At 64.6% G+C, this 17,770-nt stretch carries 17 protein-coding genes and 1 tRNA gene; 9 read left to right on the top strand and 9 right to left on the bottom strand.

Annotation, left to right across the window (positions count from 1 at the left end; genetic code table 11):
• Positions 1 to 77 precede the first annotated feature (77 nt).
• From ACE10W_RS24230 to ACE10W_RS24215, 4 genes are all read left to right on the top strand, one after another.
• Positions 78 to 1,136 carry a phosphotransferase family protein gene (locus ACE10W_RS24230; protein ID WP_028171363.1) on the top strand — a complete coding sequence of 353 codons (1,059 nt, stop codon included), beginning with the start codon at positions 78 to 80 and terminating at the stop codon, positions 1,134 to 1,136.
• Positions 1,137 to 1,202: 66 nt separating this feature from the next.
• Positions 1,203 to 1,490 carry a tetratricopeptide repeat protein gene (locus ACE10W_RS24225; RefSeq protein WP_182871979.1) on the top strand — a complete coding sequence of 96 codons (288 nt, stop codon included), beginning with the start codon at positions 1,203 to 1,205 and terminating at the stop codon, positions 1,488 to 1,490.
• A gap of 135 nt (positions 1,491 to 1,625) precedes the next feature.
• On the top strand, positions 1,626 to 1,967 hold the full coding sequence (locus ACE10W_RS24220) for an NIPSNAP family protein (RefSeq protein WP_011088200.1): 342 nt from the start codon (positions 1,626 to 1,628) through the stop codon (positions 1,965 to 1,967).
• A gap of 21 nt (positions 1,968 to 1,988) precedes the next feature.
• Positions 1,989 to 2,615, top strand: coding sequence for a LysE family translocator (locus ACE10W_RS24215; RefSeq protein ID WP_182871978.1), 627 nt, complete (start codon positions 1,989 to 1,991; stop codon positions 2,613 to 2,615).
• A gap of 123 nt (positions 2,616 to 2,738) precedes the next feature.
• Here the strand turns inward: ACE10W_RS24215 and argE are convergent, their stop codons facing one another.
• The 3 genes from argE to ACE10W_RS24200 all read right to left on the bottom strand — a co-directional run bounded on the left by argE (position 2,739) and on the right by ACE10W_RS24200 (position 6,776).
• Positions 2,739 to 3,911, bottom strand: a complete 1,173-nt coding sequence (gene argE, locus ACE10W_RS24210) for an acetylornithine deacetylase (protein WP_162603594.1) — start codon at positions 3,909 to 3,911, stop codon at positions 2,739 to 2,741.
• Positions 3,912 to 4,037: 126 nt separating this feature from the next.
• Positions 4,038 to 4,604, bottom strand: coding sequence for a hypothetical protein (locus tag ACE10W_RS24205; RefSeq protein ID WP_244651777.1), 567 nt, complete (start codon positions 4,602 to 4,604; stop codon positions 4,038 to 4,040).
• A 207-nt stretch (positions 4,605 to 4,811) separates the two neighbouring features.
• On the bottom strand, positions 4,812 to 6,776 hold the full coding sequence (locus tag ACE10W_RS24200) for a YadA-like family protein (RefSeq protein ID WP_182871976.1): 1,965 nt from the start codon (positions 6,774 to 6,776) through the stop codon (positions 4,812 to 4,814).
• Positions 6,777 to 6,893: 117 nt separating this feature from the next.
• On the opposite strand from ACE10W_RS24200, the gene ACE10W_RS24195 reads away from it, so the two are divergent.
• Entirely contained in the window at positions 6,894 to 7,946 is a 1,053-nt protein-coding gene (locus ACE10W_RS24195) for an AraC family transcriptional regulator (RefSeq protein ID WP_110116393.1), read from the top strand.
• A gap of 899 nt (positions 7,947 to 8,845) precedes the next feature.
• Here the strand turns inward: ACE10W_RS24195 and ACE10W_RS24190 are convergent.
• On the bottom strand, positions 8,846 to 9,631 hold the full coding sequence (locus ACE10W_RS24190) for an SDR family NAD(P)-dependent oxidoreductase (RefSeq protein ID WP_182871974.1): 786 nt from the start codon (positions 9,629 to 9,631) through the stop codon (positions 8,846 to 8,848).
• A gap of 133 nt (positions 9,632 to 9,764) precedes the next feature.
• Here ACE10W_RS24190 and ACE10W_RS24185 point away from each other — a divergent pair, with 133 nt between their 5' ends.
• Complete coding sequence (locus tag ACE10W_RS24185) at positions 9,765 to 10,463, top strand: histidine phosphatase family protein (RefSeq protein WP_182871973.1); 699 nt, start codon at positions 9,765 to 9,767, stop codon at positions 10,461 to 10,463.
• A 140-nt stretch (positions 10,464 to 10,603) separates the two neighbouring features.
• Positions 10,604 to 11,371: an SDR family NAD(P)-dependent oxidoreductase gene (locus ACE10W_RS24180; protein WP_011088190.1), complete on the top strand. Its 768-nt coding sequence runs from the start codon at positions 10,604 to 10,606 to the stop codon at positions 11,369 to 11,371.
• A 118-nt stretch (positions 11,372 to 11,489) separates the two neighbouring features.
• Here the strand turns inward: ACE10W_RS24180 and ACE10W_RS24175 are convergent, their stop codons facing one another.
• Complete coding sequence (locus ACE10W_RS24175; protein WP_182871972.1) at positions 11,490 to 12,713, bottom strand: serine hydrolase; 1,224 nt, start codon at positions 12,711 to 12,713, stop codon at positions 11,490 to 11,492.
• Positions 12,714 to 12,863: 150 nt separating this feature from the next.
• Here ACE10W_RS24175 and ACE10W_RS24170 point away from each other — a divergent pair.
• Positions 12,864 to 12,939, top strand: a tRNA-Trp gene (locus ACE10W_RS24170).
• Positions 12,940 to 13,038: 99 nt separating this feature from the next.
• Here ACE10W_RS24170 and ACE10W_RS24165 read toward each other — a convergent pair.
• From ACE10W_RS24165 to ACE10W_RS24155, 3 genes are all read right to left on the bottom strand, one after another.
• The gene (locus ACE10W_RS24165; RefSeq protein ID WP_060907981.1) at positions 13,039 to 13,800 is read right to left on the bottom strand and encodes a glycosyltransferase family 2 protein; all 762 of its coding nucleotides are present in this window, start codon (positions 13,798 to 13,800) and stop codon (positions 13,039 to 13,041) included.
• A gap of 126 nt (positions 13,801 to 13,926) precedes the next feature.
• Entirely contained in the window at positions 13,927 to 14,433 is a 507-nt protein-coding gene (locus tag ACE10W_RS24160) for a hypothetical protein (RefSeq protein ID WP_161534548.1), read from the bottom strand.
• A 7-nt stretch (positions 14,434 to 14,440) separates the two neighbouring features.
• Complete coding sequence (locus tag ACE10W_RS24155; RefSeq protein WP_011088186.1) at positions 14,441 to 14,947, bottom strand: hypothetical protein; 507 nt, start codon at positions 14,945 to 14,947, stop codon at positions 14,441 to 14,443.
• Positions 14,948 to 15,078: 131 nt separating this feature from the next.
• Between ACE10W_RS24155 and ACE10W_RS24150 the strand changes: the two genes are divergently transcribed.
• Positions 15,079 to 16,773, top strand: a complete 1,695-nt coding sequence (locus ACE10W_RS24150; RefSeq protein WP_182871971.1) for a hypothetical protein — start codon at positions 15,079 to 15,081, stop codon at positions 16,771 to 16,773.
• Here the strand turns inward: ACE10W_RS24150 and ACE10W_RS24145 are convergent.
• Positions 16,763 to 17,764, bottom strand: a complete 1,002-nt coding sequence (locus ACE10W_RS24145; RefSeq protein WP_375762007.1) for a Gfo/Idh/MocA family protein — start codon at positions 17,762 to 17,764, stop codon at positions 16,763 to 16,765. The two genes, ACE10W_RS24150 and ACE10W_RS24145, sit on opposite strands and share 11 nt — an antisense overlap.
• Positions 17,765 to 17,770 lie beyond the last annotated feature (6 nt).

The following is a 17,770-nucleotide window of genomic DNA, read 5'->3' as shown; positions in this document are numbered from 1 at the left end:
CCGGAATCTCGAGATTCCGGGTTCGCCTCTTCGAGGCGCCCCGGAATGACGGACAAAAGAATTGAGGGAGCGTCATCGTGGCCGACGGCGTCAGGAAAGACGAGGAGTTCTCGGGCACCAAGCCGGTCGAGGAGCGGCATCGTTTCGACGAGCTGCGCCTCGAGGCGTGGATGCGCGACAACGTCGAAGGCTATGAGGGACCGCTGGTCGTCCTGCAGTTCAAGGGCGGCCAGTCCAACCCGACCTACCGGCTGAACACGCCGAAGCGCTCCTACGTGATGCGCCGCAAGCCGTTCGGCAAATTGCTGCCGTCGGCGCATGCGGTCGATCGCGAATATCGCGTGATCGCGGCCCTTGGAAAACAGGGCTTTCCGGTCGCGCGCGCCTATGCGCTGTGCCAGGACGACGGCGTCATCGGCGCGGCGTTCTACATCATGTCGATGGAGGAGGGCCGGGTGTTCTGGGATCCGGCGCTGCCGAGCCAGGATGCCGACGCGCGGCGAAAGATCTTCACCAGCAAGATCGAGACGCTGGCGAAACTCCACATGTACGATCCCGTCGCGATCGGCCTTGGCGACTTCGGCAAGCCCGGCAACTATTTCGCGCGCCAGATCGACCGCTGGACCAAGCAATACCGCGCCTCCGAAACCCAGCACATTCCGGAGTTCGAGAAGGTCGCCGAATGGCTGCCCAAGACCGTGCCGGAACAGGCGCGCGTCTCGATCGTGCACGGCGACTACCGGCTCGACAACATGATTTTCCACGCGACGGAACCGCGCGTGCAGGCCGTGCTGGATTGGGAGCTGTCGACGCTCGGCGATCCCATGGCCGACTTCACCTATCTGCTCATGCAGTGGATCATGCCGGGCCTGCAGGGCGTCGATCTCAAGGCGCTGAACATCCCGAGCCTGGAGGAGGCCGCGCAGATCTACTGCAACGCGACCGGGATGAGCGTGCCGGATCTCAACTGGTACTTCTCCTACAATCTGTTCCGTCTCGCCGGCATCACGCAAGGCATTGCGGGGCGCATCCGCGACGGCACCGCCGCCAACGCCAAGGCGCTGGAATCCGCCAAGCGCACCGTGCCGCTGTCGCAGGCGTCATGGGAATACGCGCAGAAGGCAGGCGCCGTGTAGGACTAACGAAGGCGCGGCTGATGGCCGCGCTTTTTTCTGCGTGAGTTTCCGAGACAGGAACATATTTTGGCACGCACAGCTCTCGACCTGCTGGAGCTCGAAAAGCTCGCGCTCGGAGCCATGAATGCAGGGCACCTGAAGGAAGCTGCTGCCCTTTATGCTGAGATTGTCGCGCTGAATCCGGGTTGGGAGCACGGAGCCGCGCTATACTCGCTGGCCTGTTGTTACGAAGATCTGGACGAGCTCACTTCTGCCGAGGAGTGCTACCGCAGGGCGCTGAGCTACGAACCGGAGAGTCCGACCTTCATAGGCGGTCTCGCCTCGTTTCTGCATCTTCACGGTAGTCAGTCGTAGTCACTTCGTAGCCCGGATGAGCGCAGCGATATCCGGGTCATGTGCCCCGCTTCGCGCCTCGCAATGACGAGGAGGGGCGTCCGTAGCTTGTCCTGCCACTAGGCGTGACCATATCTCCTCCGCAAGGAGACGGTCATGATCCAGCAACTGCGCATCTACGAAATCTTCGAGAAGAACAAGGCCGCATTCCACGCGCGGTTTGGCGATCACGCGGCGCGCATCATGCGAACCAGATATGGCTTCCGGATCGTGGCGATGTGGGAAACGAAATTCGGCGACAGGACCGAATTCGCCTATCTCCTGGAGTGGCCGGACGAGGCGGCCAAGACGTCGGCATGGGCGGCCTTCATGGCGGATGCTGAGTGGAGCGAGATCAAGCGGGTTACTCACGCTGAGCACGGGCTCATGGTAGGTCAGATCGAGGATCGCTTGCTTGTGCCGGTGGACTACTCGCCGTCGCTCAGCCTCCTGCATTAATGCGTCTCCGGAGCCTGCCACATGATCGACCACTCGACCCTCATCACCTACATCCTCATCGTGCTCGGTTTTGTCTTCATTCCCGGCCCGGCCACGCTCCTCACCATGGCGCGGGCCGCAAGCTCCGGAGCGAAGGTGGGTATCGCGACGGGCGCGGGGATTGCGGCGGGTGACGTGATTCACACCAGCATGGCGATCGTCGGCCTCTCGGCGATCATCGCCACTTCGGCGCTCCTGTTCAGCATCGTCAAATATGCTGGGGCCGCGTTCCTGATCTATCTCGGCATTCGCGCCATGCTCGACAAGGCACCGATCGAGCTGAACGGCGGAGCGCCCACGATCAGCGCAGGTCGCGCATTCCGCGAGGCCGTGCTGACCGAGGTGCTCAATCCCAAGACCGCGTTGTTCTTCCTCGCCTTCCTGCCGCAATTCGTCCGGCCGGAACACGGCGCGACCGCGCTTCAACTTGCGGTCCTCGGCATCGTCTTCGTGCTGCTCGGCCTGTTGAGCACCGTCGTGTTCGCCGTTGGTGCCGGTCGTCTCGGCAATTTCCTGCGCCGCCATCCGGCCGTCGTGAAGTGGCAGGGCAAGGTGGTTGGGACCATCTACTGCGCCGTCGGCGTGCGGCTGGCGTTGCAGGAAAGATGAGGCGGCCCGCGCCGGCTCTCGTAGGGTGGGCAAAAGCGCGCAGCGCTGTGCCCACCATCTTGCCGCGATCGCGGTAACATTGGTGGGCACGCTTCCGCTTTGCCCACCCTACGGCAGCGTCGCTTACCCCTTCGCGCAATGCGCGATCAGCTTCTCGACGAACCCCGCGCATTTCAACAGCTCCGACATCTCCACGAACTCGTCCGGCGTGTGCGCCTGTGCGATCGCGCCGGGGCCGATCACGACCGAGGGGATACCGGCCATGCTGGCAAACAGGCTCGCCTCGGTGCCGAAGGCGACCTTGGCGTGGTCGTTGCGGCCCGCGAGGCTCTTGGCCAGCGTGACGATTGTCGCATCGGCGGCGGTGTCGAGCGCGGGATAGTCGAGGATCTCCTCGAAATCGATGCCGCATTCCGGATGCCGCGCCTTCATCGCCGGCTCGATCTCGGCCTTGGCCCAGGCGACGATCGCATCCGTCACCTCGCGCGACTCGGTGATGCCGATGCCGCGGCATTCGAAATCCACCGTGCAGGTATCGGGCACGATGTTCAGCGCGGCGCCGCCATGCACGATGCTGGTGAGCAGCGTCGAGTGCGGCACGTCGTAGAGGCTGTCGGTCGATTTCTTGCCAGCGAGCAGCACGGCGCGGCGGCGGATCTCGACGATCAGTTCGGCGGCATATTCGATCGCATTGACGCCGTCGGGCGCGATCGAGGAGTGGCGGGCAAGACCGCGGAAGGTGGCGCGCACGCCGTGCTTGCCCTTGTGGCCGATGATGACCTGCATCTGCGTCGGTTCGCCGATGAAAGCGCCGAGCGGCCTGACCTTCTTCCTGGCGACCTCGCCGAGCATCGGCCGCACGCCGACACAGCCGATCTCCTCGTCATAGGAGATCGCCAGGTGAATCGGCGTCTTGAGCCTGGCCTCCACCATGTCAGGCACCATGGCGAGGCACACCGCGACAAAACCCTTCATGTCGGTGGTGCCGCGGCCGTAGAGCCTGCCGTCGCGCTCGACCAGCTTGAACGGATCGTGGCTCCAGTCCTGGCCCACGACCGGAACGACGTCGGTATGGCCCGACAGCACGAGGCCCGGGCGGTCCTCCGGCCCGATCGTGACCCACAGCGAGGCTTTCTGTCCGGTCTCGTCGACGATGCGCTCAAAGCCGACGCCGAGCGCCGCGAGATAGCTTTCGATATGGGCGATCAGGGGCAGGTTGGTGCGGTCGCTGATGGTGTCGAAGCCGACGAGGTCGGCGAGGAGCTTGCGAATCCGGTCGGGTCTTGTGTCCAGCATTCTCGGGATCATGTGATGGGAGGGATCGTGGTCGGCTCTGCCGCCTGCACGAACCATACCAACGGAACGGCACGACGTGCAAACCCGCCGGGCAGGGGGCGAGCCCGCTCGGCCGTCCGAATGCGCTCAGTTCTTCTGGGTCGCGTTCTTCTTGGCCGGCGCGGGCGCCGGCGCCGCGGCGGTTTCCGGCGGCGCCTGCGGTGTCGCAACCGAAATGCCGTAGGGCCGCCACTGGTTGGCAACGTTCTGGAAGGTGAGGTCGAAATTGATCTGGAGCGGGCGGGTCGGAAAGAACCCTGTCAGCCGCAGCATCTTGTTGGGATCGAGATAAGGCGGCGTCGAGAGCTGCGGCGCGGCAAGCGCCACCGAGAACAGGTCGAAATTCCGCCGCCGCAGGTCGGTGAATCCCAGCGCGAGGTCGGCGGCGCTGTTCCTGGCCTGGAAGTCGGGCGCGGCGAGATCGCGCAGCACCGAATAGTTGCCGGAGCGGTTGGCATCGTTCAGCGTCAGCAGCGTCGAGCGGATCAGGTACAGCGCCTGCTCGGCGCTGACGGGAAGCTGTGGCTGTTTGGCGGCGGCCTTGTCGTCCTCGGCGCTGATCGGGTTCATCACGATCGGCGACAAGGCGATCACCACGCCCAAAGCGAGGCCGAGATATTTCCGCGAGCGCACGGCCCAACCCAGCCTCACCATCCGGGCCTGACCCCGACACGCGCGCCGAATCCCATCGATCCAGGTCGGGCTCCCACACCCGAGCCAATAATAACATGCATCGCTATTCCTCAGACCAACCGAGCCCAACGACACTAGCGGTTCGATCAAACGGAATCTGTCACCGTCCGGCAACATCCGGACACGCGAAGTTGTCGCGGCCCGCAAGATCGGTCGGTAACATCATCCTCAGTTCAGCGTCCACGACGCGCCGGCCCTGACGCCGATGGCGCCTTGCTGTGCGGCCGTGAATGCCGCGTTGAAGCGCATGGCGTCCGAATAGGAATAGCCGAGGCCGACCGCGAGGCCGGATTGTCCCTGGAAATTGCCGAAGCCGCCGGAGACCGAGATCTTGCCGGGGCGAGGATCGAATTGCAGGCTGGACGCCGCGAGCGCCAACGCCACGCCGCCGCGCGACTCCCGTGTCAGGTTGTCGACGCGGCCGTTGAGGGCGGCCAGTTGGGAGTTGATTCCGTTGATGTCGCCGGCGGAGGCAAGTCCGAGGCCAGCCAGCGAGGTGGTCGCCAGATTGCCGGCCGCGTCCGATGTGACGAGCTGTGTCGGTCCCGACTGCGCCGCCTTGCTCGCAGCCGAGGTGATGCCGCTCATCGTGTAGGTGCTGCTGGCGGTGCCGACTGCGACCTGGTTGCTCCGCGTCGTGGTCGCGCCGCTGCCGATCGCGACCGAGTTGTCGAAATTCGCGCCGGCGCCGGTGCCCATCGCGATCGTGTTGATGCCGGTAGCGCCCGTGCCATTGCCGATCGCGACAGAGGACGCGCCGGAGACGGTGCTGTTGTTGCCCATCACCACGGCATTGGTGGCGTTGACGGTGTTGCCGCTGCCGAACACGGAGGAGCCGGCGGCGCTGGACGTTGCCGCAATGGTGTTGTTCGAGCCGACCAGCTGGATGTTGTCGCCGCGACCCGCCACATTGGACCCGTTCACCGTGTTGTTGTCGCCGAACACCAAACTGTTGTTGCCGTTGACGATGTTGGGATCGCCGATGGCGAACGTGCCGTTACCGCGGACGTTCTGTCCGGTGCCAAAGGCGCCGCTGTTATTGCCGCTGACGTTGTTGAAGGAGCCAACAGCCGCGCTGTTGCTGCCGGTGACGGTGCTGAAGGAGCCGACAGCCGCGTTGTTGCCGCCGGCGATGCCGATACTGGAGCCGAAGGCCGCGGTGTTGTCGCCGGTGACGCCGTTGCCGGAGCCGACAACCGCGCCGTTGTTGCCGGCGACGACGTTGTTGGAGCCGACGGCCGCGTAGTTGGTGCCGTTGATGGCGTTGCCGGAGCCGAGGGCCCCACTGCCGTCGCCGTTGACGGCGTTGGTCGAGCCTACGGCGGCGCTGTTGTTGCCGGTGGCGGTGTTGTTGGTGCCGAGCGCGGCACTGTTGCCGCCGTTGGCGGTGTTGCCGAGGCCAAATGCGCTGCTCTGACTGCCGAACGCGTGGGCATTGGCGCCGAACGCCGACGAATTCGTACCGGTGGCGATTGAATTGGAACCCACGGCCGTATTGCTCAAGTTGTTGCCATTGGCAGCGGCGTTCACGCCGATTGCGATGTTGGTCCCATTGTTGCCGCTGGCATTGGCATGGTCGCCCGTGGCGACGTTCTTTCCGCCGATCCCGGCGGCGTTGGCGCCGAAGCCGGTCGCCACGCTCGTGCCGGAATCGCCGGCGGCGCTGGCGCCGTTGCCGATTGCGACGTTGTTGCTGTTGTCGCCGGTCGCGCTTGCATTCACGCCCGCGGCGAAGTTCGAGCTGGCGTCTCCGCTGGCGTCGGAGTTGACGCCGGCGGCGAAATTGGCGCTAACGAGGCCAAAGGCGTTGGCGTTCGGCCCGCAGGCGAAGTTGGTGCTGGCGAGACCGCCCGCGGAGGCGCCCATCGTCGCACCGCCGGAGGTGCTACAGGCGAACTGCGCCGTCGCCGGCTGTCCGGACAGGAGACAAAGGGCTGACAGGGCAACGGTCGCGGCGAGACGTATCAGGCAGGGCCGGCGCCGGGGATTGGACGCGCGCCACCTGCGATCCTCGGATGATCGATACGCTGTCAGCCCCGCCCAATTCAACATCATGTCGCTCTCGCCCATGCCCGCAGCAGAGGCGTCGTCCTCGTTGCGGCACGCTATCGCGATGCGAATGGCGCGCTGCATCGGGCCGAAGCCTGCAGCTGCAATGATTTGTGGCTGACGAAATTATCGCCCCGACCGGTCCGCCTCTACCGCTTGGCACGCAACCACATTGCGTCTATTGCAAATTATTGCCGGAAGATGCGCCGTTCTTCTTCCGTGTTATTTTTTCGTTTGCAACTGTGGGGCGGGGGGATGTCGGTCTTTCAGAGCCTGATTTTCGATACGACTGTGCTTGACGGCATTACCGATCCCGCCATTCGCGCTCGCGTGTGGGCCGAGTGTTTCGAGCAGATCGTCACCGGCATGGACATGGGGTTTTCCGAGGGGGATGCCCGCATCATCGGGACGCACAAATTCCTCATGAACGAGACGGTCGCGCTGGGGGAGATGTTCAGCTCCTCCTTTATCGGCGCGCGGACCAAAAAGCACATCAACCGCGACGACGAGGACCATGTCTATCTGAGCTTCAACATCGGCGCGACAACTCATATCGGCCGCCAGCTCGGGCGCGAGATCGATGTCCAGCCGGGACAGGCGGGGCTGCTCGTACTGGACGCGAGCACACAGGCCATTGCCCCGAACAACGGCCATTGCATCAGCCTGAAATTGCCGAACGCGATCTTCAGGGAGTGGGGCCTGTCCCCGGTCGACCTGGCCTGCCGCCCGCTCGATTGCACCGGTGCCGACTATCAGCTCCTGACCGGCTATGCGCGGCTGTTGATCGCGAACGGGGCGGGGCTGGACGAAGGCGGCGCCGCGGAGGCGACGCAGCACCTGATCAAGCTCACTGGCCGCTGGCTCGGCGCCAGGGACGGCGTGCAGGGAGTGGACGGTGAGGAGGCCGTCTACCGCGCGCGGCTCGCCTTGGTTCGGCAGACGATCAGCAAGCAGGCGTTCGATCCCGAGGTCAGCCTCGAGCGGGTGGCTCGGCGGCTCGGCATGCCCTCGCGCACCGTGCAGCACATGCTGGCGAAGGCCGGCGAGAGCTTCTCGCAGGTGGTGATGGCGGCGCGGCTGCGGCGGGCCCGCGTTCATCTGCTCGATCCCGTCTACGCCGATCTGTCGGTCGCGGACATTGCGTTCCGCTGCGGCTTTCTCGACGTCTCGAGCTTCTACCGCGCGTTTCGCGCCGCCTATAACGTCACGCCGAAATCGCTGCGCGAGCAGGCCGGGACGATCCCACCGGAATAAGGCGGGCCGCCGGCGCCATCCGGGCCACAAGACCTTGCGTTGCCTCTCGGGCAAGACACGCAAGATGGCGGTCAACGCCCATCGTCGAAAATATTCCACTTTACCGAAATTCGGAAACGGCGTATGTGTCGCCTCACTCCGGCCCAAGGAAGAGGGGCGTATCGCGATCGTCACGAACGCGGGCCGGGCGGCGGTGGACGCTAGTTGCATCGGCGCGAAGGGTTTCGCAGGGCGGGCAACCGTGAGCGAGGACGTCGCGCGCACGACCGGTGTGATCGGCGTACGGCCAAATCGTGTCGTCCTGGCGCCCGGGGTCTGTGCGCCAAGTTCTGCGGTGATGTGTGCGGCCCGACCGGACCGCGCGCGTCAGCCATCCGCAGGGCGACGGGGGCAATAGTGCATCGCTCCCCGGGGAGAGCACGACATAAGCCGTTCCAACCACTGCGCAGGGAAGGCCGGGATGTCTCCGGTTGCCCTGTTTCCCGCTGTGCATCGTAGCGCAATCCGCTTCTCGCATGGCGGTCAGTAGGAGCCAGCCGGCTCCCGGCCTTCTCTGCGCCCTCTTTCATCCGAGGGTGAGGTGACGAAGCAAAGCTCGGGCGAGATGAGCCGCGAGAGGGTGAAGGTGTGTCTGCGATGGGAATGCGAGTTGAAAGAGCGACGCCGTCTCCCACACTCCGTCATTGCGAGCAGCGAAGCAATCCAGAATCCCTCCGCACCCCGGTCAGCGTTGCCGAAGCGCGATGTGGCCACCAGCGTTCGCAGCAACCAAGTTCGGCGGCTATGGGTCCTGGCTTGCGCCAGGACGACAGCGAGGGTGTTGCCGCGGTCCCGCGCAAAACGCCGGTCCGAAAATGGCCGGGCTCGCCCGGCCATCATCAACGTAGAGAACGACTTTGCTAAACCGGCTTGCCCGCATACGGCATCGATGCCGTCAGACCGCCGTCCACCGGGAACGCCTGGCCGTTGACATACGAGGCTTCGTCGCTGGCCAGGAACAATCCCATAGCCGCGAGCTCGTGCGGCTGGCCGGGGCGCTTCAGCGGGTTGAGCTGGCCGATCTTATCGGCGGTGCCGCGCTCCTTGGCGCGGTCGAAGATCGGTTTCGTCATGCCGGTTTCGATCAGGCCGGGGCAGACCGCGTTGATGCGCACGCCGGTGCCGGAGAGCGAATAGGCCGTGGTCTGCACCAGGCTGATCACGCCGGCCTTGCTCGCGGCATAGGGATGACCGCTGGCGCCGGCCTTGAGGCCGGCGACCGACGCCGTCAGCACGATTGCGCCGGACTGCTGCTTCACCATGTGCGGCATCGCGTGCTTCACCGCGAGGAACGGACCGATCAGGTTGACGCGCAGCACCTCCTGCCAGTGTTCCACGGTTTGCTCGCCGAGCGGGACGAGCCCGCCGGAGACGCCGGCATTGGCCCAGATCACGTCGAGCAGGCCGTGCGTCTTCACCGCCCTGTCGATGACGGCGATCACGTCCTTCTCGGAACCCGCATCCGCGACCATCGCTTCCGCGGCACCGCCGGCCTTCTTCACCTCCTCGACGGTCTCCTTCACCGCCTCGGTGCGATCGACCGCGATCAGCCTGGCGCCTTCCCTGGTGAACAGCAGCGCAGCGGCGCGACCGATGCCGCTGCCGGCGCCGGTGATGATGACGGATTTGCCTTGCAGACGGCCCATGCGTTTCTCCCTTTGACGCGTGCGCGACGCTTGCCGCGCGACGGAATTTCAAACAAGATTTCAAACGGTAAAGTGTCTTGAGACACGTTCACACCTGACGTACAGCGACATCACACGGGATGGAAGGGTTTCGATGGCAGGCGCAGACAAGCCGAATGTGGTCACGACACGGTGGTGGTGGGTCCGTCACGCGCCGGTGCGCAATGACGGCGGCAATATCTACGGTCAGAGCGACATCGCCTGCGACACCAGCGATACCTACGTGTTCAATGCTGTCGCCAAGGTGCTGCCACGCAAGGCGGTCTGGTATTCGAGCAATCTGATGCGGACGCATCAAACGGCCGAAGCGATCTGGGCGGCCGGCTTTCCAAGGCCTGCGTCCATGACGTGGGAAGCGGACCTCGCCGAGCAGAATCTCGGCCGCTGGCAGGGCATGAACCGCGCCCAGTTCATCGCCAGCCGTCCGGTCGGCACGAGCTGGTTCGCCGACATCAATGAGCCCGCGCCCGGCGGCGAAAGCTTCATGGATCTCTACCACCGCACGCGCCGCACCATCGAGCGGATCAACAGCGAGGCGGCGGGGCTGGACATCATCGCGGTCGCGCATGGCGGCACCATCAAGGCCGCGGTGGGACTCGCGCTCGACGGCCAGCCGGAGCGGGGGCTGTCGTTCGACATCGACAATTGCTCGGTGACGCGGCTCGACTATTTTGCGAGTCCCGAGCGCACGGTCTGGCGGCTGCCGATGGTCAATCAGCAGCCGTGGATCGCGGATGATGCGCACGCGGCGATGCATCAACTGGCGGGCCCGGAAGTCAAGAAGCTCGCCTGAGCAAGCTGTCATTCCGGGACGGTCCGCAGGACCGGACCCGGAATCTCGAGAGTCTCAGGTACGCAACCGCGCAGCATAGTTCGATGCTTCGCATCGCCTCGGAACGACACTGAATACGTAAATCAATCTGGGAGAGAAACATGACCTTGTTCGACATGAAGGGGAAAGTCGCCGTCATCACAGGCTCGACGCGCGGCATCGGGCTTGCGATCGCCGAACGCATGGCCGAGCACGGCGCCAAAGTCGTGATTTCCTCACGCAAGGCCGACGTCTGCGACCAGGTAGCCAAGGGCATCAACGACAGGTTCGACAAGGGCACCGCGGTCGCGATCGCGGCCAACATCTCCTCGAAGGAAAATCTGCAAAACCTGATCGACGAGAGCAACCGAGCGTTCGGCAAGATCGACGTGCTGGTCTGCAACGCGGCGTCGAACCCGTATTACGGTCCGCTCGCCGGCATCTCCGACGATCAGTTCCGCAAGATCCTCGACAACAACATCGTCGCCAACAACTGGCTGATCTCGATGGTGGTGCCGCAGATGATCGAGCGCAAGGACGGCTCGATCATCATCGTGTCCTCGATCGGCGGCCTCAAGGGCTCGACCATCCTCGGCGCCTACGCGATCTCGAAGGCCGCCGACATGCAGCTCGCGCGCAACCTCGCCTGCGAATACGGCAAGCACAACATCCGCGTGAACTGCATCGCGCCCGGCCTGATCAAGACCGATTTCGCCAAGGCGCTGTGGGACAATCCGGAGAACCTGAAGGCCTCGACCTCGCGTTCGCCGCTGCTCCGCATCGGCATCCCCGACGAGATCGCCGGCGCGGCCGTGTTCCTGGGCTCGAAGGCCGGCGACTTCATGACCGGCCAGACCATGGTGATCGACGGCGGCGCGACGATCAGTTGACGCGATAGAGCGTCATCCCGGGGCGCGCTTAGCGCGAACCCGGGATCTCGAGATTCTCAGGTGCGCAATTGCGCACCATCGCTCGATGCTTTGTATCGCCCCGGAATGACCCTTCGGGTCAATCCACCGCCGCGTAAACCAGATCCCGCACCAGCGTGCGCGTGTAGTCGCGCTGGCCCGGACCCTGGCTCATGAACACCGCGAGCAGATCCTCCTTCGGGTCGATCCAGAAGAACGTTCCCGCAATGCCGCTCCAGAAATACTGGCCGACGCTGCCGGGGAAGGGCGCGATCCCGGCCTCGCGGCGCACGGCGAAGCCGAGGCCGAAGCCGTGGCCGGGCGAGAGCAGGGTGCCGTTGGTCTTCACCTCGGGCCCGAGGTGGTCGGAGGCCATCAGCTCCAGCGTCTTGCGGCCGATGATCCTGTTGCCGTCGAGCGTGCCGCCGTTGCGCAACATCAGCGCGAAACGGGCGTAGTCCATCGTGGTGGAGACGAGGCCGCCGCCGCCGGATTCCATCACCGGCTGCTCCAGCATGTTGAACAGCGCGACCTTGTCGCCGGTCCAGGGATCGGCCGCGAACGGTTCGGCGAGCCGGCCGGCATTGGCCTCGGATGTCGAGAAGCCGGCCTCGGCCATCTGGAGCGGCGCAAGCACGCGTTCGGCGAGGAAGGTGCCGAGCGACTTGCCGCTGACGACCTCGATGATGCGGCCGAGGATGTCGGTGGAGCGGCTGTAGTTGAACTCGTCGCCGGGTTGGCAGACCAGCGGGAAGCTCGCCACCAGTGCGGCGTGCTCGGCATTGGTGATCTTGCGGCTGCGCACCCGCGAGTCCTGGTAGATCTTGTGCACGGGCCCGTCGCCCTGGTGCTCGTAGGTGAGGCCAGAGGTGTGGCGGAGCAGGTCCTGCACCGTCATCGGCCGCTTCGGCGGAACCAGGTCCAGCTTGCCGCCGCTGACGATCCCGACCTTCTGGTCGGCAAACTCCGGAATGAACTTGGCGACGGGATCGCCGAGCAGGAGGTGGCCGTCCTCGACCAGCGCCATGACGGCGACGGAGACGATCGGCTTGGTCATCGAGAAGATCCGGAAGATCGAATCGAGCGCCATCGGCGTTGATGCGGCCGGGCTCTGGCGGCCCAGCGCCTCGAACCAGCCGACCTGGCCGCGGCGGGCCACCAGCACGGTGATTCCGGGGACGGTGCCCTTGTCGATCTCACGCTTGAAGGCGTCCGACATCGCCTGGAGGCGCGGCCGCGACAGGCCCAGTGTCTCGGGCTTGGCCTCGGGCAAAGGCGGTGTTTTCGGCGCGGTTGCGGGGCTAAGGGCGGCTGTCGCGGTCATGGTCACTCCCGGGGGCACATTATTGTCGGGAGCGAAATGTGGCCCAGAAGGTGCGGCACAAACAAGCGAAGCGGGCGCGCTTCTCCCTTGCAATCCGGCCGTCCCCTGTGCTTGAAAGCGGCCGTGATCCTAAGGCGACGCAGGGTCCGTAGGAGTGTAGCTCAATTGGTAGAGCACCGGTCTCCAAAACCGGGGGTCGCAGGTTCGAGCCCTGCCACTCCTGCCAGCGAAATCAACCACTTAGACTAGATACTGGCGGGATGGGGCAAGATTGCCCCGGCAGGCGCTCGCGGCCGCCCGCAGCGATGAGGGCCTCGGCCGGGGACTAGCGTGCGGGGGTCCGTCCGGCGTCAACCGGAACCTGATCGCGATCGACATCCCGGATGGGAACGCGGCGGAGCAGCGAGACGATGGTCCCGATGAGCTCCAAATAGGTGCGCAGCCGCAGCGCGCGCGATGACCCCTTCAACTCCGCGTTCAGGCTCACGGGGACCTGGACGTAGGTGAGGCCGAGCTGGAGCAGCGAGATCAACGCGCAGATCTGATAGCCGTAGCCGTCGGCCCTGACCGCGATCTGGCGCAGCCATTTCACGGGGTAGACGATCATGCTGTGGTAGTCGGACAGCCAGAAGCCGAACATGCAGTTCAGGACGAAGCGCAGCGAATGCGACTGGATCGAGCGGTTGACGGAACGGTCCGACTGGTTGTCACGATAGGTGATCACCATGTCGGCGGCGCCAACCGCCTTGAACATCCTGGCAATGCCTTCGTTCTGGAAGGCATGATCGCCGGGGATCAGGGTAATGGCATCGAACTTCGCGCGTGACAGGGCGTATTCGAAGCCGGCGCCGACGCCCCGCCGCTCGGCGTTATGATGAACGGTGATCCGCCGGTCGCTGGCTGCGAATTCGTCCATGATCGCGCCGGTGGCATCGGTGCTGCCGTCGTCGATCAGGAAAATCTCGAAATCGTCCAGCAATTCGCGGGCGAGCGGCAACACGCCGTCGATGGTGTCGGCGATCTTGTCCTGCTCGTTCAGCGCAGGGATGACGATCGTAAGACTTTTTTCCGCCCTGGAAGGTGTCATCACATACCGCCGTCGCCGGCCACTCAGTACTGTTGGAACCTCACCTGCAACGCTAGGTGATCAAAATCCGGCCAACAATATCGGTCCAGTCAATCAGGTCAACGCAACTGCGTTGCATTCGGGCAACTAGTCGGCAAAATCGTAGAGTCCGGTATCGCCGATGCCGAAGGCACGCCGTAGCCGCGCGATCCGTTTTGCCATGGTCTGTCCGGCCGCCGTCGCGGCAAACCGCGGATCGACCTGCTCGACCAGACCCCCGTCAATCAAGATCTTGGTCCGTCCGCGGAACAGTTCTGGAACTTGCCCTTCGACGACGTCCGACAGCGGAGCCGCCCGGTCGGGCCGCTCGGCAAGACCCAGCAGGATGTCCAGCGAGACCGATTTGTAGACTGCGCCGAAGGCGAAAACGTAACCCATGACGCCAAAGCCGAAAATCGATGCGGCGTCCCAATAGCGGAATTGCGGAAGGATCAGGACGCCGAGCAGCACCCCGAGAAGATGCGCAACGACTGCGGCGATCGCGAGCACGATCACCGGTGCCAGCGACCATGCCCGAGCGCGAGCGACGAACTGCAGGACAGGCGCCAGCACGGCAAATGCGACGGCAGCGATGAGACCGACAGCAAATGACATCGTGTCGCTATCCAAGACCCGTTGAGAAACGAACGAACTTGACGAGATGCGCCACCGCAAGTCCTTTGGCCGTCGGCGCCAATTTGCCGTCGGCTATCATCACCATCCCCGAACCGATCAGCAGCTTCAATCGATTGTGTGCGAAGGTGCCGAGATCACCCCCCTGCATGTAGGCCGCAGCCCATTGCTCCAAGGTGAGGGGAGATCCGGCCCGGACGAGTGCCGTGAGCAGCGTCAGGGTGAAGCCCCAGGCCAGCAGGCTGAACAGGACGTAGCAAAGCATCATCGCCGTCGCCAGAAGGAAGAGGCCGCTGACCACGTCGTCGAGAAGCCTTGGACCCGGAATTGCGATGCAGGCGATCACAAAGAGCACGACCACGCTGAGACAGCCCAGCCGAAAACGGCGGCCGGCACCTCGAATGGCGGCGATACGTGCATAGCAAAGCAAGAGCAGCGGAAGCGCGGCACTGAGACAAATCGCAGTGGTCTGCGCCGGGCCCGGTAGGAAATTCATCGCGCAAATCGCCTCGGACGCCTCTGTGGTGCCCAGCCTGTACGGCGTCTATAGGAGGTCGCATTTTGGGGGTCAATGCCCGTCATCCGGCCCTTGCGGCGGTCGGGTGGGCGTGCGAATTCTTGCCGTCGATGCCATCTCTCTCCCGTCCCAGCACATCCGCAACGCTGCGCGCGACAGTCGTTCTGCTGGCGCTGCTGCTGGTCGCGCATGCGCCGATGCTGCTGAACGACGGCCTCTTCATGGACGACTGGCTGGTGCTCAAGCCGCGTCCGGATTTCGTGATCGACATCGATTTTCTCCTGAGCGCTGCGGGCCATCCGATCTTCTTCAGCTACGACACCTTCGCCAACTGGACCGGCGCGCCCATCGCCGTGATGGTGGCGCTGGCGCTCGCCGGAATTCTCCTCGGTGCGACGTGTCTGGTGCTGACCGCAACGCGTCTCGGTCTGCTTGACCGTGCGGAGGCGGTCGGCTTCGCGCTGATCGTCTGGACCTATCCCGGCTATCAGCTCTGGGCTGGCAAGGCGAACGCGGTCTACGTGTTTAGTTTCGGACTGCTGTTCACCGGTGCCTGGCTGTTGACGCTCGCCTTCAGTGCTCGCGGCCTGCGACGTGTTCTGCTTCGTGTCGCCGCTGCGCTCGTGTTCCTGCTGAGCTTCGCGCTCAACTCGACGATCGTGCTCTATGCCTTCATGGTGCTCGGCCTCTTCGTCTCGATATGGCGGGGCGGGGATGCGGCGCATGGCTTCGTTCGCCGCACATGGCTCGCGGCCTGGCGCTGCGCTCTGGGCTATCCGGAATTGATGGTGCTTCCTCTGGTCTATTGGGGCACGCTCAATATCTGGTTCAAGCGGATCGGCGCGTACGCGCAGCACTATGGCGCCCATTTTCCGACGCTCGGCGAGTTGGCGAGCGGCTGGAAGGCGTTTTTCATCACGAGCTATTGGGACGTTGTGGCTGGCGCGCTCAAGATGACGATCGAGGCACCGGCGCCGCTCGTCGTTGCCGCGCTTCTCGTCGGCGCCGCCCTATTGTTGTTGCGGTCCGAGACGGAGCCGACCACCGCGAAATATACGGTTGCCGCGCCGCTCCTGCTCGCCGTCGTGTTGTTTCTGGCCTTGTCGTTTCCCTATCTGGTCGCCGGCCTGCGGCCCTCCAGCTTGCACTTTTATGAGAGCCGTCATCTGCTGATGTTCGGCCTGCCATTGGCGTTGATCCTTCTCGGTCTCAAGCGATGGGTCGAACACGCGATCGGTCCGAAGGCAGCCTTCGCGGTCGTGCTGGGATTTGGATCGGTGCTGTCGATCGGCCTGCTGTGGGACACATACATCTTCATGCAGGCGAGAACCCTGAAACAAGAGGCCCTGGCGAACGAGCTCGTCAGCCGCGCCCAGCCGGCAGCAACGGTGTTCGCGCTCGATGACGGATTCGTCGACTACCCGTCGCGCCACGTGCCGTTCGGCTTCGCGGAGGTCACCGGCATACTCCGCCTTGCCTGGGGCAATCAGCCATTTGTCGGCTTCGCCTTGCGCGGCGAGAGGTCGAGCGTTCTCCAGGACGTCGAACTGGCCCGGACAGCGCCAGGAAGTGCGTTTCATCATGTCGACCCGTCGGGCCCCCAGGCGACGATCTCGTTCCAGCCGGGGCCCGGCGCGGCGCCAAACTGGGTTCTGGTGCGCAAGTACTATGCATGCCGGCTGCTGGCGCGCTGCGACGTATCGCAGTTTCTGCGTCAACTTGCCGAGGTCACCATCAAGCCAGGGCCGATCGCGGGGATAACGCCGCTCGATCGCGCGAAAGCGGATGCGATGCCTAGCCGCTGACCTGCCGCTTCCAGATCGCCTCGGCGAGCGCGATGTCGGCCACCGAATCTTGGCCGGACGCCAGGGGCGTTCCTTGTTCGACAATATCGGCGACGAAAGCGTCGGCCTGACGCCGAAACGCCCAACTCCCTTCGCGCACCAGCCGCGTGCGTTGTCCGCCCTGGTCGAGAATGACCTCCGCCTCCTGCTCGGCAAAGGGCGGGGGCAGTTCGATGGTCAATGCGCCCCGCTCGAAATCGATCGTCAATCCCTCGCGCCACGCACCTTCGGATCCATTCACCAGATCCAGCGCGCACGCGACGCCGTCGAAGTCGAGGGTTATGCGCGCCGCGCCCGCGATCTCGACGGTGCTTTCGGCGACTGCCGGCGACGATCCGAGCAGGTAGCGCGCCAGATTGATGATATGGCTGAACACGTTCAGAAAATTATCGTAGCCGGGCCGCATCGCGCTCGGCATCCAATCGGGGCCATCCTGCCAGAGCTCGAGCCCGTCCGGCCGGGTTTCGCCGGTCATGACGAAATTGTCGTGCGATCGGCCAGTGTCTCCGCCGAAGCACCAGCCCCTTGCTCCGACAACGCATCCGAGCGAACCGTCTGTGCGCAAACGCGCCAGCTCGGCCAATGCGCGCGCTACGCCGGCGTCGTGACGCTTCATGTAGCCGATGCTGTAGACGAGACGCTGCCGCCGCGCAGCCTCGACCAGCGACGCGGCCTGAACCGTCGTGTAGGCCATCGGCTTCTCCGACAGCACGTGCCGGCCGCTGTTCAACGCGTCCAGCACGATCGGGCCGGTGGCGCGGCGCTTGGTCACGACGACGACGGCGGATACCTCGCTGTCCGCGAGCAGTTCGCGGTGCGTGCCGTAGACCCGCGAGATGCCGAATTTCTGCGCCGCGGCGGTTGCCAGGTCAGGTCGGAGATCTGCAATCGCAACGACGCGGCAGCCGGGATTGGCGACGAAATTGGCGAGGTGGCACATCTGGCCGACCATGCCCGT

The sequence above is a fragment of the Bradyrhizobium sp. B025 genome, from assembly GCF_042257955.1.
Taxonomy (GTDB): Bacteria; Pseudomonadota; Alphaproteobacteria; order Rhizobiales; family Xanthobacteraceae; genus Bradyrhizobium; species Bradyrhizobium diazoefficiens.
The sequence above is the reverse complement of the archived record's forward strand: the minus strand, read 5'-3'. Positions and strand labels throughout refer to the sequence as shown.

Bases quoted from the DNA above. Each gene is read 5' to 3' on its own strand.
- ACE10W_RS24175 (WP_182871972.1), bottom strand. From the start codon at position 12,713: ATGACCGCGACAGCCGCCCTTAGCCCCGCAACCGCGCCGAAAACACCG.
- ACE10W_RS24200 (WP_182871976.1), bottom strand. From the start codon at position 6,776: ATGCAGCGCGCCATTCGCATCGCGATAGCGTGCCGCAACGAGGACGAC.
- ACE10W_RS24195 (WP_110116393.1), top strand. From the start codon at position 6,894: ATGCGCCGTTCTTCTTCCGTGTTATTTTTTCGTTTGCAACTGTGGGGC.
- ACE10W_RS24165 (WP_060907981.1), bottom strand. From the start codon at position 13,800: ATGACACCTTCCAGGGCGGAAAAAAGTCTTACGATCGTCATCCCTGCG.
- ACE10W_RS24220 (WP_011088200.1), top strand. From the start codon at position 1,626: ATGATCCAGCAACTGCGCATCTACGAAATCTTCGAGAAGAACAAGGCC.
- ACE10W_RS24180 (WP_011088190.1), top strand. From the start codon at position 10,604: ATGACCTTGTTCGACATGAAGGGGAAAGTCGCCGTCATCACAGGCTCG.
- ACE10W_RS24155 (WP_011088186.1), bottom strand. From the start codon at position 14,947: ATGAATTTCCTACCGGGCCCGGCGCAGACCACTGCGATTTGTCTCAGT.
- ACE10W_RS24160 (WP_161534548.1), bottom strand. From the start codon at position 14,433: ATGTCATTTGCTGTCGGTCTCATCGCTGCCGTCGCATTTGCCGTGCTG.
- ACE10W_RS24190 (WP_182871974.1), bottom strand. From the start codon at position 9,631: ATGGGCCGTCTGCAAGGCAAATCCGTCATCATCACCGGCGCCGGCAGC.
- ACE10W_RS24150 (WP_182871971.1), top strand. From the start codon at position 15,079: ATGCCATCTCTCTCCCGTCCCAGCACATCCGCAACGCTGCGCGCGACA.
- ACE10W_RS24185 (WP_182871973.1), top strand. From the start codon at position 9,765: ATGGCAGGCGCAGACAAGCCGAATGTGGTCACGACACGGTGGTGGTGG.
- ACE10W_RS24215 (WP_182871978.1), top strand. From the start codon at position 1,989: ATGATCGACCACTCGACCCTCATCACCTACATCCTCATCGTGCTCGGT.
- argE (WP_162603594.1), bottom strand. From the start codon at position 3,911: ATGCTGGACACAAGACCCGACCGGATTCGCAAGCTCCTCGCCGACCTC.
- ACE10W_RS24145 (WP_375762007.1), bottom strand. From the start codon at position 17,764: ATGGTCGGCCAGATGTGCCACCTCGCCAATTTCGTCGCCAATCCCGGC.
- ACE10W_RS24205 (WP_244651777.1), bottom strand. From the start codon at position 4,604: ATGGTGAGGCTGGGTTGGGCCGTGCGCTCGCGGAAATATCTCGGCCTC.